General features: G+C 38.2%; 17 protein-coding genes. 16 read left to right on the forward strand and 1 reads right to left on the reverse strand.

All coding sequences use genetic code 11. The features are described from left to right. From PGP85_RS17280 to PGP85_RS17345, 14 genes are all read left to right on the forward strand, one after another. Nucleotides 1-540, forward strand: coding sequence for a methylated-DNA--[protein]-cysteine S-methyltransferase (locus PGP85_RS17280; protein ID WP_270328614.1), 540 nt, complete (start codon nt 1-3; stop codon nt 538-540). A gap of 22 nt (nt 541-562) precedes the next feature. Then, nucleotides 563-1,393, forward strand: coding sequence for an isocitrate lyase/PEP mutase family protein (locus PGP85_RS17285; protein WP_270328615.1), 831 nt, complete (start codon nt 563-565; stop codon nt 1,391-1,393). A 190-nt stretch (nt 1,394-1,583) separates the two neighbouring features. After that, nucleotides 1,584-3,029, forward strand: a complete 1,446-nt coding sequence (locus tag PGP85_RS17290; RefSeq protein ID WP_010742479.1) for a M81 family metallopeptidase — start codon at nt 1,584-1,586, stop codon at nt 3,027-3,029. 201 nt (nt 3,030-3,230) lie between these two features. Beyond that, on the forward strand, nt 3,231-4,019 hold the full coding sequence (locus PGP85_RS17295) for a MurR/RpiR family transcriptional regulator (protein WP_010742478.1): 789 nt from the start codon (nt 3,231-3,233) through the stop codon (nt 4,017-4,019). A 107-nt stretch (nt 4,020-4,126) separates the two neighbouring features. Then, nucleotides 4,127-5,581, forward strand: a complete 1,455-nt coding sequence (locus PGP85_RS17300) for a glycoside hydrolase family 1 protein (RefSeq protein WP_010742477.1) — start codon at nt 4,127-4,129, stop codon at nt 5,579-5,581. 61 nt (nt 5,582-5,642) lie between these two features. Next, on the forward strand, nt 5,643-6,086 hold the full coding sequence (locus PGP85_RS17305; RefSeq protein ID WP_270328616.1) for a PTS sugar transporter subunit IIA: 444 nt from the start codon (nt 5,643-5,645) through the stop codon (nt 6,084-6,086). Between the two features lie 11 nt (nt 6,087-6,097). After that, the gene (locus tag PGP85_RS17310) at nt 6,098-6,928 is read left to right on the forward strand and encodes a PRD domain-containing protein (RefSeq protein WP_270328617.1); all 831 of its coding nucleotides are present in this window, start codon (nt 6,098-6,100) and stop codon (nt 6,926-6,928) included. 156 nt (nt 6,929-7,084) lie between these two features. Further along, the gene (locus tag PGP85_RS17315; protein WP_270328619.1) at nt 7,085-8,512 is read left to right on the forward strand and encodes a PTS transporter subunit EIIC; all 1,428 of its coding nucleotides are present in this window, start codon (nt 7,085-7,087) and stop codon (nt 8,510-8,512) included. Between the two features lie 924 nt (nt 8,513-9,436). Then, complete coding sequence (locus PGP85_RS17320) at nt 9,437-9,895, forward strand: hypothetical protein (protein ID WP_270328620.1); 459 nt, start codon at nt 9,437-9,439, stop codon at nt 9,893-9,895. A 21-nt stretch (nt 9,896-9,916) separates the two neighbouring features. After that, a complete protein-coding gene (locus PGP85_RS17325) occupies nt 9,917-10,492 on the forward strand; it encodes a 5-bromo-4-chloroindolyl phosphate hydrolysis family protein (RefSeq protein ID WP_270328621.1) in 576 nt (191 codons plus the stop codon). Then, a complete protein-coding gene (locus PGP85_RS17330) occupies nt 10,485-11,294 on the forward strand; it encodes a hypothetical protein (RefSeq protein WP_270328622.1) in 810 nt (269 codons plus the stop codon). The genes PGP85_RS17325 and PGP85_RS17330 overlap by 8 nt, the downstream gene beginning before the upstream one ends. Nucleotides 11,295-11,309: 15 nt before the next feature. Beyond that, nucleotides 11,310-11,681 carry a hypothetical protein gene (locus tag PGP85_RS17335; protein WP_270328623.1) on the forward strand — a complete coding sequence of 124 codons (372 nt, stop codon included), beginning with the start codon at nt 11,310-11,312 and terminating at the stop codon, nt 11,679-11,681. Between the two features lie 27 nt (nt 11,682-11,708). Beyond that, nucleotides 11,709-12,398, forward strand: coding sequence for an enhanced serine sensitivity protein SseB C-terminal domain-containing protein (locus PGP85_RS17340; protein WP_270328624.1), 690 nt, complete (start codon nt 11,709-11,711; stop codon nt 12,396-12,398). A 130-nt stretch (nt 12,399-12,528) separates the two neighbouring features. Continuing rightward, nucleotides 12,529-12,957, forward strand: coding sequence for a type 2 periplasmic-binding domain-containing protein (locus PGP85_RS17345; protein WP_270328626.1), 429 nt, complete (start codon nt 12,529-12,531; stop codon nt 12,955-12,957). A 42-nt stretch (nt 12,958-12,999) separates the two neighbouring features. On the opposite strand, the gene PGP85_RS17350 is transcribed toward PGP85_RS17345, so the two are convergent. Further along, entirely contained in the window at nt 13,000-13,557 is a 558-nt protein-coding gene (locus tag PGP85_RS17350; RefSeq protein WP_270328627.1) for a sugar O-acetyltransferase, read from the reverse strand. Between the two features lie 291 nt (nt 13,558-13,848). On the opposite strand from PGP85_RS17350, the gene PGP85_RS17355 reads away from it, so the two are divergent. Both PGP85_RS17355 and PGP85_RS17360 read left to right on the forward strand, forming a co-directional pair. Then, complete coding sequence (locus PGP85_RS17355) at nt 13,849-14,646, forward strand: MurR/RpiR family transcriptional regulator (RefSeq protein WP_270328628.1); 798 nt, start codon at nt 13,849-13,851, stop codon at nt 14,644-14,646. A gap of 113 nt (nt 14,647-14,759) precedes the next feature. Then, nucleotides 14,760-16,124, forward strand: a complete 1,365-nt coding sequence (locus tag PGP85_RS17360; RefSeq protein ID WP_270328629.1) for a glycoside hydrolase family 1 protein — start codon at nt 14,760-14,762, stop codon at nt 16,122-16,124. Nucleotides 16,125-16,129 lie beyond the last annotated feature (5 nt).

Raw genomic sequence — 16,129 nt, forward strand, 5'->3', positions numbered from 1 at the left:
ATGTACTATCACAGTAATTATTCTTCACCAATTGGTCAGATCACGTTGGCAGGTACTGATGACAAACTGATCGGCTTATGGATGAAGGATCAAAAATATTTCGGAGATACGTTGCCAGAGAACAGCATTGAAAATAATCACTTAGTCTTGTTTGATAAAACCAAAAAATGGCTGGATGAATACTTTTCAGGAAATAATCCTGAGATTTCGGAACTGCCGCTACATCCAATTGGCAATGAATTTCGTCAAACCGTTTGGTCCGTTTTAAGACAAATCCCCTATGGTGAGACGATAACCTATAAACAAATTGCTCAAAAAACAGCGGAAATTTTAGAAAAAGACTCGATGTCTTGCCAAGCGGTTGGCGGCGCTGTCGGGCACAATCCGATTTCTGTTATTATTCCTTGCCATCGAGTCGTCGGGACCAATGGCAGCCTGACAGGTTTTTCCGGCGGGATAAATAAGAAAATAAAACTATTGGAACTAGAAGGAGTAGACACCGCGCAGTTTAAAGTTCCAATCAAAGGAACGGCACTCTAACCAATTGAAAGAAGGCGAAGTAATGATTTCGAATGAACAAAAGGAAAGAGCCAAAAGGTTTTCTGCGATGCATCAATCAGAAAAAATGTTTGTCTTACCAAATGTTTGGAATGTTGGCAGTGCTTATGTTTTTGAAAAACAAGGATTTAAAGCAGTTGCAACCTCCAGCGCAGGGATTGCCTATGACTTGGGCTATCCAGATGGCGAAGATATTTCCTTTGAAGATTTACTGGAGGTTGTAAAGCGAATTACTGCGCGGATCTCGATTCCGCTCTCTGTTGATTTTGAACGAGGCTATGGAGAATCTGTTCAAGAGGTCAAAGAGAATGCCAAAAGACTGATTCTGGCGGGAGCGATTGGATGCAATATAGAAGATGGCTTGCCGAATGGCGATTTACTTCCTGTTGATTTACAGGTTGAAAAAATTCAGGCTCTTGTAGAATTGAAACAGGAATTAGGGATCGATTTTGTTATCAACGCCCGCACATGTGCTTACTGGTTGAATGTGGGAGATGATGATGAAAAGATGACTGTTGCAAGTGCTCGTGGGAATGCTTACGCGAAAGCAGGAGCGGATTGTATCTTTATCCCGGGAGCGATGGATGAGCAAGTAATCGCTAAACTTAAAGCAAATATCCCAGCACCGATCAATATTATTCTGAATGGTGAATGTAATGATTTCGATAAATTAGAAGAAATAGGTGTATGCCGACTGAGTGTAGGCTCAACACCCGTGAGATATATTTATAATGAAGCAATAAAAATGGCGAGTGATTTAGCGAATAACGAAGTAAAACCACTAATTGATAATACTTTTACATATGGGAAGGCAAATGAGTACTTTCGAACTTAATGTTTATTTTTTTATTGGAGAAGGTTCTAATCATTATCTATAACCTGATATTTCCTATTACTAGAAATAACACAAAATGACTTTGTTCTTTAAGGTTATCAATGGTTCAAATAATGGATCATTTACTTTTTACAGACATTGTATAGTTAGGATAGTTAACGCTATCAAAAAGAGTAAGGGGAAGATTACTTTGAAAATATTCGTATCAAAGTTTGTGTTAGAAGCAAACGAAAACATTCCGATGAAGACGGACTTAGAAAATATGGATATCTGTTATGGAGATGATTGTATTGAAAGGATGCAGATTAAGAATGATGGATTAGCGGAGAAGATAGAACTAATTCCGGGAATCTACGCTGACGGGGCTTCTAATGGAGTTATGAAGAGAACAGCATTTGAATATATTGAAGAGAAATTACTTTCTACTATGAAAGAAAACCTTAAGGAAATTGATGGTATTTATCTACATTTGCATGGCGCGAGTAAAGTAGAAGAAATAGGCTCTGGTGATCACCATATTCTGAGAGAAATACGGAAGATAGTCGGACCTTATTTACCCATCGCAATTACTTGTGATCCTCACGGGAACTTGAACAAGGATTACGTTGAGAACGCGACAATTATTCGCAGTTATCGAGAATCACCGCATACTGATATCAATCAAACGATAGAATTTGTTTTTCAAAATCTCATTTCTATTTTGAAATGTCGAAAAACGGTGACGCCTATTTATCGAAAATTACCGCTAATATTAGGCGGTGAACAGAGTGTTTCAAGCGATGAACCGGTTGTTAGCATCAATAAGTATTTAGCTGAAATTGAAATGGATTCCAGGATTATGAGCGCGTCTTGGCATGTTGGATATATTAGACATGATACTCCAGATGCTGGATGCGGAATTGTTGTCATACCAAACGACAATGAACATTATGATTATGCAGAAACAGTGGCGGATAATCTAGAAAATTATATTTGGGAAAGACGCCATACGTTCCATTATACGGGGCTGACCAAATCTCCAGAAGAAGCGTTGAAAATGGCAATTGAGTACAACGATAAACCAGTGTTCATTACGGATTCGGGTGATAATGTCACGTCAGGAGCGATGGGAGCAAATACGTTTCTATTAAATCAGATTTTGGAATTATCGGAGGCGAAAGGAAAGAAATTTCTTTTTGCTGCTATTCACGATAAGAAAACCTATAGCAAACTTGATAAGTTAAAAGTAGATGACGAAACAGATATTTTGCTTGGCATGAAACTGGATGAACTGTCTTCTGAGGTAGAATTAAGAGTGAAGGTCAAAGCAAAAGGAAGACAAAGAGAAACCAAAATTTTCGGTGAAGATGGTGACTTTGGTGGCGTAATAACAGTTTCTGTAGTCGATCGAGCCATTGATATTCTGATCACAGATACGAACCATCCATTTGTAGAGCACCCTCAATTCCAAGCAGCAAGTGTTGATTGGAATAGCTACGATATTGTAGTGGTCAAGATTGGCTATGCCTTCCCAGAGCTAAAAGAACATGGAAAATTGTGTGTGATGTCTTTAACCAAAGGAGCGACTTTGCAAGATACGGCCTCGTTGCCCTTTAAGTTGATCATGCGTCCTATGTTTCCCATAGATGATATATAAAAGAAAAATTCAAAAAAATTATAATGTGAGCTTTCAACAGATAACCAGCTAAACAACGAATCGTTTAGCTGGTTATTCACTTGTGATAACGTAAATTTTATAGTATCGAGGCTATTCAATTTAATAATTTAGAGATGAATATTTTTCGGACTATTCCTAAAATTTTTCTATTGATATAATTGTAGTGGAAGGGGTGTTGAGATGAATATAAATAATTTAGGACTATTGAATTCATTAAGTTCTATTCTAAATGAAGGGATTATGGATAGCGACTATGCGATCACTGTCTATTTGGTGGAGAATTTGGATCGAATTTCCGAAATGTCTGTGAATGAAATCATCGATGAAACATTCACCAGCAGGTCTGCGATTAGAAGATTTTGCAATCGTTTAGGATACAGTAATTTTAGTGATCTGAAGGATTCTGTTACCAAACTGATCTTTCCCAGCAATCTACAATATCGTTCACAGGATGATTTATTGAATCATCGAACGCAATTGAACAAGCTTATCTTTACTATGATCCAAGATATTGATCGTGTTTTTACTATCGCAATAGTGGATGAACTTAGTGATCTTATACATGAACACAAAGACGTTGTACTGCTATGTGCGAATAATACTAGCGGTGATCTTATCCGCTTTCAACAAGAATTGATTTATGGAAATAAAGAAATTAAAATTGTTTCGAATGCCTATACCAATAATGAAAATATAAAGTCACTTACAGCGGAATCCCTAATCATCACAGTATCTGCATCAGGTAAGTTCGCAGAAATCGCTAATGAATGGGTGTCTGAAATAAAGGGAAGAAAGATACTGATTACGGCCTCTAGAAGCGAAGAGTTTCAAACAATTTATAACAAAATATTTTATATCAGCAAACATAGTTTTTCGAATGACTATTTAGGAATTTATGGAAAATACGGAATAGCATACATATTTGATTTGATTTCCTCAAGCTATATTTCAAAATATAAGAGAAGATAAACGTAAGATGGAGTGGTTCAAAATGTGAACCACGCCATTTTTTGTTTGCTTATATAATAAAGATAGTTAGAGATGAAAGCACGATTAATTGGGAGGAGACGATTAATATGAGAAAATATGAGGATATTTTTAGTAAAAAACAATTTCTTTGGGGTTCAGCAACTGCGGCATATCAATGTGAAGGTGCTTGGGATGAGGAGGATAAAGGGATCAGCGAATGGGATTACTTCAATCATCATAGCCCTCTGAATATCAATCAAGAAGATGGGGATAGCGCAAGTGATTTTTATCATCATTACAAGAAAGACATAGATATGATGGCAGAGGGAAAGCAAAATACGTATCGATTTTCTATCGCTTGGAGTCGAATTTTGCCTAAGGGTTATGGAGAAATATCACAAGCTGGAATCGATTTTTATAATAGAGTGATTGATTACTGCTTAGAAAAGGATATTGAACCCAATGTTACGCTGTTCCACTATGATTTACCTTTAGAACTAGCTAAAGAAGGCGGCTGGTTGAATAGTAAGATCACGGATTATTTCAATGAATATGCCAAGATTTGCTTTGAAAACTTTGGTGATCGCGTGAAATTATGGGCAACAATCAATGAGCCACGCTATTACGCTTACTGCACAAACATAGTGGGAAACTATCCGCCGAATCGCAAGTTAGATTTCCAATCATATTTTCAATCGCAATATAACTTAATGCTGGCAAGTGCAAAAGCTATCCACACATTCAAAGAGATGAAGATTGACGGAGTTATCGGAATTGTCCATGATAATGGCAGCGTCGAAATAGATCCGGCGACAAAAGAATCAGAAAATATTTTTGAAATTGCAGATTTCTTTTATAATCGTTTAATTCTATGTCCAGCACTTTTAGGTGAACTTCCACCTGAGTTGGAAAAAATGATCGGAATTTTTGGATTTACGCTATTGCGTGCTGAAAATGAAACAGAGCTTTTTCGTTTAGGTAAGGGAGATTATTTAGGATTAAATCTTTATAACCGTCAATATGTAACCGATTGGCAAGAAGGAAAAACGGAAGTGTTTCATAATAATAAGGGTTCTGGCAGCAATAATAAAGAAGGAATTCGAGTGGAGAACATTTTTGAGTCTTCATTTGATGAGACTGTTCGCCGAAATAAATGGGGACGTGAAGTAAATCCACGTGTTATGTATACTGCCTTGAAAGAAATTAAAAATAGATATGAAAACCCAATGATCATGATTACTGAAAATGGTCATGGATGCTATGAAGAACCAGACGAAACGGGTTATGTTGTGGATGATGAACGAATTGAAATTTTTGAACAATTCTTATTCTATATGCGAAAGGCCATGGACGAAGGGGTCAATGTTAAGGGGTATTATCATTGGTCTACCATGGATATTTACAGTTGGATTAATGGATATAGAAAACGGTATGGTCTTGTTCGCGTTGATTTTGAAAATGATTTTACTCGTACTCCTAAAAAGAGTTATTTCTGGTACCGTGATTATATTATCAATTATTTCGCGGAAGCAAATGAAGCTGTTCTAACTGAAACAAAATAGATGGATAGGCTGTTGGTCCGCGCTAATTTTCAGCGGACCAACAGTCAAAGGAGAAAAACAAATGACGGAATTAGTTAGCATTGCGACAGGGGAGTTAATTGAATTAAGGGACGTTCAAGATGAGGTCTTTTCTGAGAAAATGTTAGGAGATGGATTCGGTATTATCACAAAAGAGACTTCTCTGTACAGTCCAGTTTCTGGTACCGTTAGTATGGTTTATGATACTGGGCATGCAATTGGTATTCAGGCGGAAGATGGCTCAGAAATTTTAATACATATTGGTATTGATACGGTTGAGTTGGCCGGAGAAGCGTTTGATTCACAGGTTCGGCCAGGGGATAGGGTAGATCGCCAAACCGTAATTTCCAAAGTCGATTGGGAAGTAGTTCATGATCGAGGGTTCGATGAGACTGTACTTGTAATTAGCCTGAATAAACAAATGCATCATCTCTTAAGAAGAGGTATGGTTGTTCGAGGATCAGTTGTCGCTGAAGTACATCCATAATGGAGAAGCTTATGATAATAAAAAAAATCTATAATAATAATGCGATAATGGTAGAAGATCAGAACAATAATGAAGTAATTTTAGTCGGCAAGGGGTTAGCATTCAACATGCAAAAGGAGGATCAGATCAATCCAAAGCTGGCAGAAAAGAAATTTGAACTAACCAAAGAAATCAATCATCGTTTTGAAGAACTCGTCACCTCGATTCCTTTGGATTACATTTTATTAAGTGAGAGAGTCATTGCTCATATCAAAGAAAAAAGTACGAAGAAGATTAGCGATTCCATTTATGTAACCTTGACAGACCATATAGTGATGATGATTGAACGGATAAAAAAGGGTGTCGATTTTGATTCGCTTTTGCTGTTAAATGTTAAGTCGCTTTATAAAGAAGAATACAATATTGCTCTAACAGCTATTGAATTGATTAATCATTATCTAAATATGACGATCAGTCGGGAGGAAGCGAATTTCATTACGTTGCATATTGTTAATGCTGAATCAGACTTTAATATGATGCAAAATTATACGATTATCGAGATAATTACATTGATCCAGGAAATCGTGGATCGGCATTTTTCAATAGAGCAAGAAGATAATCGAGCTTATGATCGCTTTCTTACTCATTGCCGCTTCTTTGTACAACAAATCGTAAATAGCAATTATGTTAGAAGTGAGGCTCATTCCAATCGGGATATGTTGAATACTATGAAAGAAGCCTACAGTGAACAATATCAATGTGTTAAAGAGATCAGCTTATTGCTAAAACAAAAATATGGATATTTAGCTAATCATGAGGAAGAATTCTATCTATTGATCCATATTATACGACTATCAACCTAATAAATGTATGCGTATACATTCGATCATTCCAATAAATGAAAGGAGTTGAGTGCTGAAAAATGCTGGTATGTATTAATAGTACCTCTATATTGGATGGTGACAGAGACTGCTGGCCAAACCTCTTAATATGATAATCATTTAAAGGAGGGTATTGACATGAAATTTAAAAAAATGTCAGAACAAATTCTAAATAACATGGGTGGGGTGAGTAATATCACTCACGTGGAACATTGTGCTACGAGATTAAGAATTCACTACAAAAGCAAGCAGGAAGTCCACGAAGAAGAAATCAAAAAGATTGAAAATGTTGTAGGAATTGTGAGTAAAACCGGCCAATTACAAGTAATTATTGGCCCAAGTGTACATGAGGCCTACAAGGATTTTATGGAAGTTTCGCAATTTGATGCTAAGGACAGCGATAAACATTCCGAAGAAAAGCCCATTGAGGAAACGGACGAAAAGAAGAACTTTTTATACTATGTAAATAAATTTGGTAATTTTAGTGCAGCAATTTTTATGCCGGTTGTTCCAGCCTTGATTGTTGGCGGATTAATTTTAGCCATTAAAAATTTGTTAGTGAATTATTTTAATGTACCTATGGAGAGCGGAACTGCCCTGTTAATGACTGCCATTTTTAGTGCCGGTTTTTCTTTCTTACCCGTTTATTTAGGTTATACGACCGCCAAACGATTGAAAATCGAACCAGTGATGGGTGCATTTTTGGGGTGTTTATTAGTCAGTCAAAATATTAGTGGAGCAACAAAACTAGATTTCATTGGAATATCTATTCCCAACATTGATTATAACGGAAGCATCCTGCCAGTCATTATGGGCGTTTTTGTAATGTATTATATAGATAGATTACTTGAAAAAGTTATTCCTGAAGCGATCAAGTACTTTTTAAAACCGCTGTTGACTATGGTTTTGGTCGTTCCTATCGTATTGATTATTCTTGGACCACTAGGAACAAATTTAAGTGTTTATGCGGGAAATGCAGTGATGTTTCTAATGGATACTGTTGGTGGAATTGCTTTGCCATTTCTTTCAGCACTTTATCCTTATATGGTTATGCTTGGTTTTGATAAAGCTTTATCTCCTATTGGATTCGCGGCTGTAGAATCATTAGGATATGATCCGGTATATGTCGTGATGGGCTTTATTTCTAATTTGTGCATTGGCGGAACTGCACTTGCTGTAGCAACCAGCATGAAAGACAAAGGCAAGAAGGGTATGACGTACTCTTTCGCTTTTACGGCTCTTTGTGGAGTTACTGAACCAGCATTCTATGGCGCCTTAATTTCTAGACCAAAAGTTTTGATTGGTACAGCTGCAGGCGCCGTGTCAGCAGGATTAGTAGCAGGGTTATTTGGTCTTAAGAGTTATGTAATGGGCTTTTGTCCAGGATTATTAACCGCATTATTCTTTGTTGAACCTGATGGTAAGATGGGGAATATGATCTTGGCCGCTATAGTGGTTCTTGTGGCGGTAACCGTTTCGTTTGTAGTAACGAAAATCATTGTAGCGAAAACGGAAAGTTCTGAAACGATTGAAACTAAGGAAAAAGTACCAATGGAGAACATTTAAGCAGCAAGATAAAATAGAAAACGGCCAGCTACTATCGTCTTCGTTAGTGGCTGGCCGTTTAGTGATTGATTTATTTTTTTAACTGGAAGAATGCTGTAACGAATATCAGGATCGAAGCCATCAAATAGACTTTATGAGGAACATGAATAATTAGGATAAGAACAAGGCAGAATAGAATATTTAGGGAATTTATTTTGGTGTTGTTTCGCATAGTTGTAAAAGTCGCTCCTTTTACATAGGATAGCCACTGTCATTAGGCTGACACTTTTTTATTTTTATAGGTTTTCCAAGAAGCCTCCGCGATCCATAACACACTTACGGTCATAATTTTGAGAAGAATGTGACCGATTCCGGTATTGGGCGGTAATAGGACAAGAGTGATTAAAAGAATATACCTCCAAAGCGACAATGTCAAAAATGTGAAGAACCTATAAGCAGGATGTTTCCAGTAAGGACTATTATTCCTATCGTTATTCATAATTTCCTCCAATAAAAGTGATCCAAGGAATAGACTAACTAGAACGTATCACAGAAATTTCTTTTGGATGAAAAAATATCCTAAACGGTCAGAATTCATTCCTAAACTAACTGTGCCATTTGGTGTGATCATACAAGATTACATGGAGAATGATGAAGGACATTTTGAACGTTGTACTAAAATAGAAGAAACAAGGGCATCTGCGAATAAAAATGGCAGGTGCTTTTTCTTTAGAAGAGTCAAATTTGCTGGCAAAAAGAACAGTGTAAAGCAAAATTTTCCGCTAACAAAATAAATTCCTGAAAGCAGTAAATATATGCAGAATAGTGGACTTTAGTATTCTCACGAGAACAAGTATTATTATGACAACTTCATCCTTTTTTAGAACCTCTACAATCTGGAGGCTCAGTAAAAGGTATGGAAGAGCGAGCTTTGGGGGAGTTATTTTGCGGGTGACGATTAATCGGGAAAGTGTGGTCATGAGTCAGGATGTTTTTAGTCATGAAATAACCATCGATACACCAGCTAAAATTAATTTGGAACAGCTTTTTGATGACTTGATAGCGTCAAATTATTTTCCGAAAACCACAGGCAACAATGTGGTTTGGGTTTTAAGATATAGCGGAAAAGAGTGGCTTGTCTGGAAAACAAAGGAGAATGTTTTCTATACCCACTTTTTAGATTCCGCAAAATTAACAGTGGATTTAACCAGTGAAGAGGAGAATAAACGGATCTTTTTTATGTATTATTCTTCGGTGACCAAAAGGGCCTTGAGTTTATTTAAAGAACATAAGGGCAGCAAGAAAGCGATGATTTTAAGCGGCATTATGCCAGAATATCGTTCCTATCAAGTGTCGGAAGTACTAGAAAGAACCTGGTCCGAGCAACTAAGATTGGCCAAATAATGTTGGAAGTGGGAATACACAATGAATGCAATAACCATCATCATCCTATTAGGACCGATTGTCCTCATTGTTTTTTTCGTCTTGTTTCTGATTCGCCTTATTCAAATGGTTCTGTTTAATCTAAGACAGAATACGTTGTATAGACAGCGGATCAAAAATTATCAGGAAGAAAAACAATTGTCGAATGCGGATCTGGAGATTTTTCATGAAGCGATGGAGGAGCTTAGGCAGCAAATTCTTCGTTATGAAGCAGCAACGAAGAAGAATAAACGCTTACGGGCGATTGAAAAAGAACATGGCGGATTGAAGTCTTCTAAAGAAATTTTCCAAGAGCTGATGGCTCATCCAGATGAATTAACGAAATTCAGTGATTTTTTGTATCATGCGATCCCGAGTGCTGCGGATGCCTCAGAAAAAGTCGATGCGATTACCGAAGTGGATCTGCCAACGCCTGAAATCGAAAAATCGTTAGAAAATATCCTAACGACCATGACAGTAATCTCTTCAAGCATAACAAGCGATTATGAAGCGATCATTCGCGAAGATTCTGAAGAAATCGAATTAACCAAAAAGATATTGGAGAAAAACCGTGGCTAAAAAGAAAAACTTTGATGATGAATACAATCAGTTGTTTAGCAAACCAGCTAGACGAAAACTATTTAATGGAAACACATTTTTAGGCAGAATCATCAATCGTCAGCCGGGCGATCGAAGAATCAAGACCAGTTGGGTGATTATTGTATTTCTATTCGCGATCATTCTTTATTTTGGACGTTTCTATTTTTATGGCTGGATGCAGGGCAGTAACGATAAAAGTCAGGATGTCCTCCCGCTAAAAGTAGCGGATGTGCGGCAAAATGGGGCGATCAATCTAAGCAAACCGTTGGTCGCGACTTTGGACAATCATGTGTTTAAGTTTAATCGTGGGTATCAGCTGGCGATTTTAGGTGATTCTGAGATTCAACTCAATTCTAAGGAACTCTCTGTTCTGCCGACGAAAGATGAGTTCGTGTATGATAAGAATGTGGCAAGCATTACCTTTAATAAGAATGAGGTAGGTGAAGTGGATGGGGAGCTTTCTATCTCAGGAAACCTGATAAAAAGTGAATCAGACTATGTCGACAACAGTAAGACAGATTTTAGCAAAGCCTATCCGCAAAAAGACATTGATGGAATCAAACAAGGGTATATAATTAATTATAGTGATGATAAGGGCAGTATTTTTACTACGATCAAGCAGTATTATATTTTCTCTGACGGCACTGGAATCACGATTATTATTGATTCGAATGATGAAAAAGAAATCAGCGACCAGACAAGCTTGAAAGATATCAAAGACAAATATTCGAAGGATTTTAATTTTTTAGCCAAGCATTTTAAATTGGAAAAACAGACATAAAGCAGGAGTATCTTGATGAAGATAGAAAAAACAGTGAAGCAAATTGATTCTGCAGCAGAACTGAAAAAGATCGTTGAGGAGTCAAAAAAATTATGGGGATTTGGTTGGGGCAGGTACCGGTTGAATCTATCCGATTTTCATCAAAATGATTATTACTGGGTCTCTTGGCATGAAGGGTCGGCTTGGGCCAGCTACATTTTAGAGATGCATGGTCAAATGATCGAAGGCGCGTTTACTCTGTCGCTTCAAGGGTTACTTGAACAAGAGGGAGCCTACCGACAGGCAGAGCAGCGGACCGTGGAGCAAGTCCTAGTGCCATTTTTCAATGAGCATTATCCAGAACATACAGGCATATTAATCCTAGTTTATGGTTCCTATGAAGTGTAGGCTAAGAATTTTTAGGAGGTAAGTGAGATGAGTTTATTTCGGCGCAATCCCAAAGAGAAAAAAGAGAACGAAAAAATTCCGAACTTTTTCAATTTTCCAAGAGATGAACAAGGCTTCAAGAAAGTCTCTCGCTGGTTAAGATCAGCAGATGAATTGATCGCAGAATTGGAAAGCGATGGCAATCTGCAAGTATTGAGATCACCTGAAGGAGAGCTGGTCCTGCCAATCTATACGGATGTACAAGCTCGCAGACCGGCATTTAAAAAAGGCGATCATTTCGCCGTCATGAGTTTCGAAGACTTGAAGAAGATCATCGAAGCCAATCCAGAAATCTCTCTCGTCTGGTTAAATCTTCAGTCGGACAGTGTTCAATTTGAGCGCAGCTTCTTTACCAAACAATACGTAATCCCGAAAGAAACAACGGTAAAGATAGGCCTGCCAGCAACCAGGCCGGAAAAACTAATTGATTTTCTCGTTCAGTACGGTCAGGATCACCCAACGATCAAAAAAATCTCCTTGGCTTTGATGCAGAATGGGGAAGAATTCAGCTACTTAGTGAATGTCCAGCACACTGAACAAGAAGATATCATTCCAATGATTGGGAGAGAAGTAGAGCAAATCTCTCGAGCCGAAAACTATCCCTATCCCGTCGATTTCACAAGGGATGAGAGCATGTTCGGGGATGATTCAAGGTATGTTGTTTATCAAGAGAAATAGCGGAATATTCTGCTCCTAGACTGGATGTTTTGATGAGAATTATATAAGTTTAAAAGAATACGAACCCCTGCGAAAAAAATCTCAGGGATTCGTATTTTTTTACAGTGATCCTTCAATTCGAGTTAAAAAGGTGAAAGAAGAGCACATCTTTTGGCTGAAAACTAAAAACAATATAAGCCCATTTGAAAAGAATGAAATACTGATCAATCGAGATTCAGAATGCCCCCACAGACAAGCAACACTTCACTATCTGGAGCAGGTAAGGTTCACGGATGCAACGCTTATCAAAGTGGATACTTTGGATGTTTTAATGGATATGTTGGAAAGTGAGAATACAGTGGCAGTGATCCCAGAAGTCATCTTATCCTCCAACACGATTCTTCGAAAATTGGAAGGTGACGGTAAAATCATTGGTTGGATTTGTTGCTGTAGTTTTGAAACGCTTGATAAAAGCATACGACGCCAGCGATATACAGATACGGCTTATGTGCAATATGTTAGTAATGTCTCAAAAGTAAAAAAAGACTTATGCCGTAAAGCTTCTGTTTTTTCGGCATAAGTCTTCTTCTAGTTAAGTGAATGAAGTTTTAGTCTTTTATGATTAATCAACGAGATCCTTAATTTTCTTGGCTGGCACACCGCCAACCAAGGTGTTGTCAGGGATATCTTTTGTTACGACTGCACCGGAAGCGATCACTACGTTGTTTCCAATGGTTACTCCAGGCATGACCGTGACTTTTCCTCCAATCCAGACATCATTCCCGATGCTAACAGGAGATGCTTGTGCTAAATATTCTCTACGGCCTTCTTTCGTCAGGGGATGGTTGACCGTGTAAATATCAACATTAGGACCGATCATGACATTATCACCAAAAGTCACAGGTGCGATATCTAAGATGGTCAAATTGTAGTTTGATAGAAAGTCATTTCCGACATGAATATTTTTTCCGTTGTCGCAATTGAACCCCTGCTGAACGGAAATGTTTTTACCAGCAGAGCCAATAATCTCTCGTATTTTTTGTTCCTGTTTTTCTGGTTCTGTAGCTGAAATAGCGTTGAACTCTTGGCATAATAGGGCGGCGTTCGCTTTTCTAGATGCGACTTCCTCATCTAAAAAATAATACTCCAGACCAGCTTCAAGTTTTTCAATTTCCCGCATTGATATCCCTCCATTTTTATTGATACATTAAATTTTACTCTATTAAATAAAAGAAAACGAATCATTCGATTATTTTAGTAGAACGTAGCTTTTCATAAATTGAGCTTACAAAGAAATAACAGAAAAAAGCATGGAAGATCCTCTGATTTCTAGCTCAAAACCTGCAGCTGTAAAATGGGTGCAGGTCTCTTTGTTTCCGTCCGTCATCCACCAAGTGATCATCTTCCTAACATTGAACGGATTTCTGTTTCATTATATACTTTAAAGAAAAATAGGAATGGAGTGAGGAAGATGGAGCTGGGTAATTCTGTGAGAAGTATCTTACTTCGATATATCAATAATCAGAAAAAGCAGGATAACAATTACTTTATCGCGCAGATTATTTTAGATTCGTTTAATACGATTCCTCAACTGACCATTTACGAGCTTAGTGAAAAATGTTTTGTCTCCACTGCAGCAATTTCACGTTTTATACGTTTACTGGGGTTTGCGACGTATACAGAATTTAAAGCAGCATGCGAAGCTGAGATTGGAATCGTTCATGATTACGACAAGAAATATACAATGAAAGCGAACGAGCCATCGAGTGACTTTATGGAGGAGTTCACCGAGAATCTTTATAGTAATTTGGCGTATTGTCAGCAGCATCTTTCCGAAAGTAAGCTGCAGGAAGTTGTTCAAATGATAGCGGAAACCCCTGATGTCGTTGTTTTCGGCTTAGAATTTGCGGCTTTTATGAGTCAGCATTTTCAGAGTCGATTGGCGATGATGGATAAACGGATTCATACAGGGTTTACTGTGGCTGATCAGCTAGAAACGATCGAGAAAATCCAACCAAACAGTTTGGCGTTGATCTTTTCGATGGAAGGCGGCTTTTTCTATTTTAATGAAAAGGTTGTCGCCGCATTGAAAAAGAAAAACGCGCGTATCATTGTTTTCACCTTTAAAAATTCTCCGATGATTGAAAGAAGTGCTGATGAGGTGATCATTTGCGGAGAGCGGAATGAAAACACTGAAGGACGCTTATCTGTTCTTTATGTGATGGAGCTGTTGATTTTTTACTACATGCGAACGATTTATTTACCGTGAGTTTCATATTTTGAAACAAAGCCGCTAGTTTTGAAACTGGCGGCTTTGTTTTGTCGTCGCGAATGGAATCGCTTACGTGCTATTGTTTGAGTATAAGAAGGAGCGATGCACGTATGGAGAAAAAAACATTTTACTGGGGAGCCTCGACCTCGGCATTTCAAGTGGAAGGAGGGTACGGTGAAGGAGGCAAAGGCTTGGCTACGACAGATGTACGGAAGGTACCGGCAGGCGTGGCAGATTCAAAGGTGGCCTCGGATCAGTATCATCATTTAGATGAGGATATTCTCTTGATGAAGGAGTTAGGAATCAGCCTTTATCGCTTCTCGTTTAATTGGACGCGTATCATGGGAGAGGGATATGAAGAAAATCCAGCAGGAATCGATTTTTATAATCGGTTGATTGATCTTTGTTTAGAGAATGGGATCACCCCATTCCCGACGCTTTATCATTTTGAAATGCCTCAGAAATATGTCGAGAACTTTGGCGGATGGCAATCAAGAAAATGTGTCGAGTTATTCGTGAAGTATGCGGAGATCTGTTTTCGTTATTTCGGTGATCGGGTGAAAGCGTGGGGCACCATTAATGAGCAGCTGATTGCCAGTGCGGCAACGGATTTAAATGGAAATCATGAAGCGAATCAGGACGAAAAAATGAAGAACATGTATCAAATGAGCTATCACATGTCACTTGCTGAGAAAAAGACCTTCGCGATTTTTCGCGAAATCGTTAAGGATGGAAAGATTGGTCCAATTTGTTCCATGCAAGTAATCTATCCAGAAACACCCTCGCCAAACGATATTTTAGCGGCGAGAAATGCTCAAGACTTTTTACAGAATTGCTTCTTGGATATGTCCGTCTTTGGACGCTACCCAATCGGCTACAGCAATTATTTAAAGACCAAAGGATGGTATCCTGAAACGAAGGCAGAGGACGCTGAAGTATTGACGAATAATCGCCCCGATTTCATTGGGATTAATTACTATTGCAGCACCTGTGTCCGAACATTGGCTGAAGGTGAAGACAATAGTCAGCTGCCGCCATTTTACCGAAATGAATTATTTACACTCGGGAATAATCCCTATTTGAAGAAGACAGAGTGGATGGAGTTTGGGATTGATCCAGAAGGTTTATACATTGGAATGCGTGATATCTATGAACGGTACCAGCTGCCGATGATCGTGACTGAAAATGGATTGGCCTTTTCGGATATACTGGAAGGAGAGAAGGTCTCAGATCATTATCGAATTGAGTATTTAGAGCAGCACATCAATCAATGTGAGCGCCTAGTGGAGGAAGGGTATCCTGTCATGGGGTATTGCCCATGGTCGCTGCTTGACTTGGTTAGTTCGCATCAAGGGTTTAAAAAGCGGTACGGATTGATTTATGTTGATCGAACCGATGACGATGTAAAAGAATGCCGTCGAATCCCTAAGGAAAGCTATTTCTGGTATAAAGACAGAATTCAGTCGAATAAATAAGGAGC

Source organism: Enterococcus malodoratus, from assembly GCF_027659535.1.
Lineage (GTDB): Bacteria > Bacillota > Bacilli > Lactobacillales > Enterococcaceae > Enterococcus_A > Enterococcus_A malodoratus.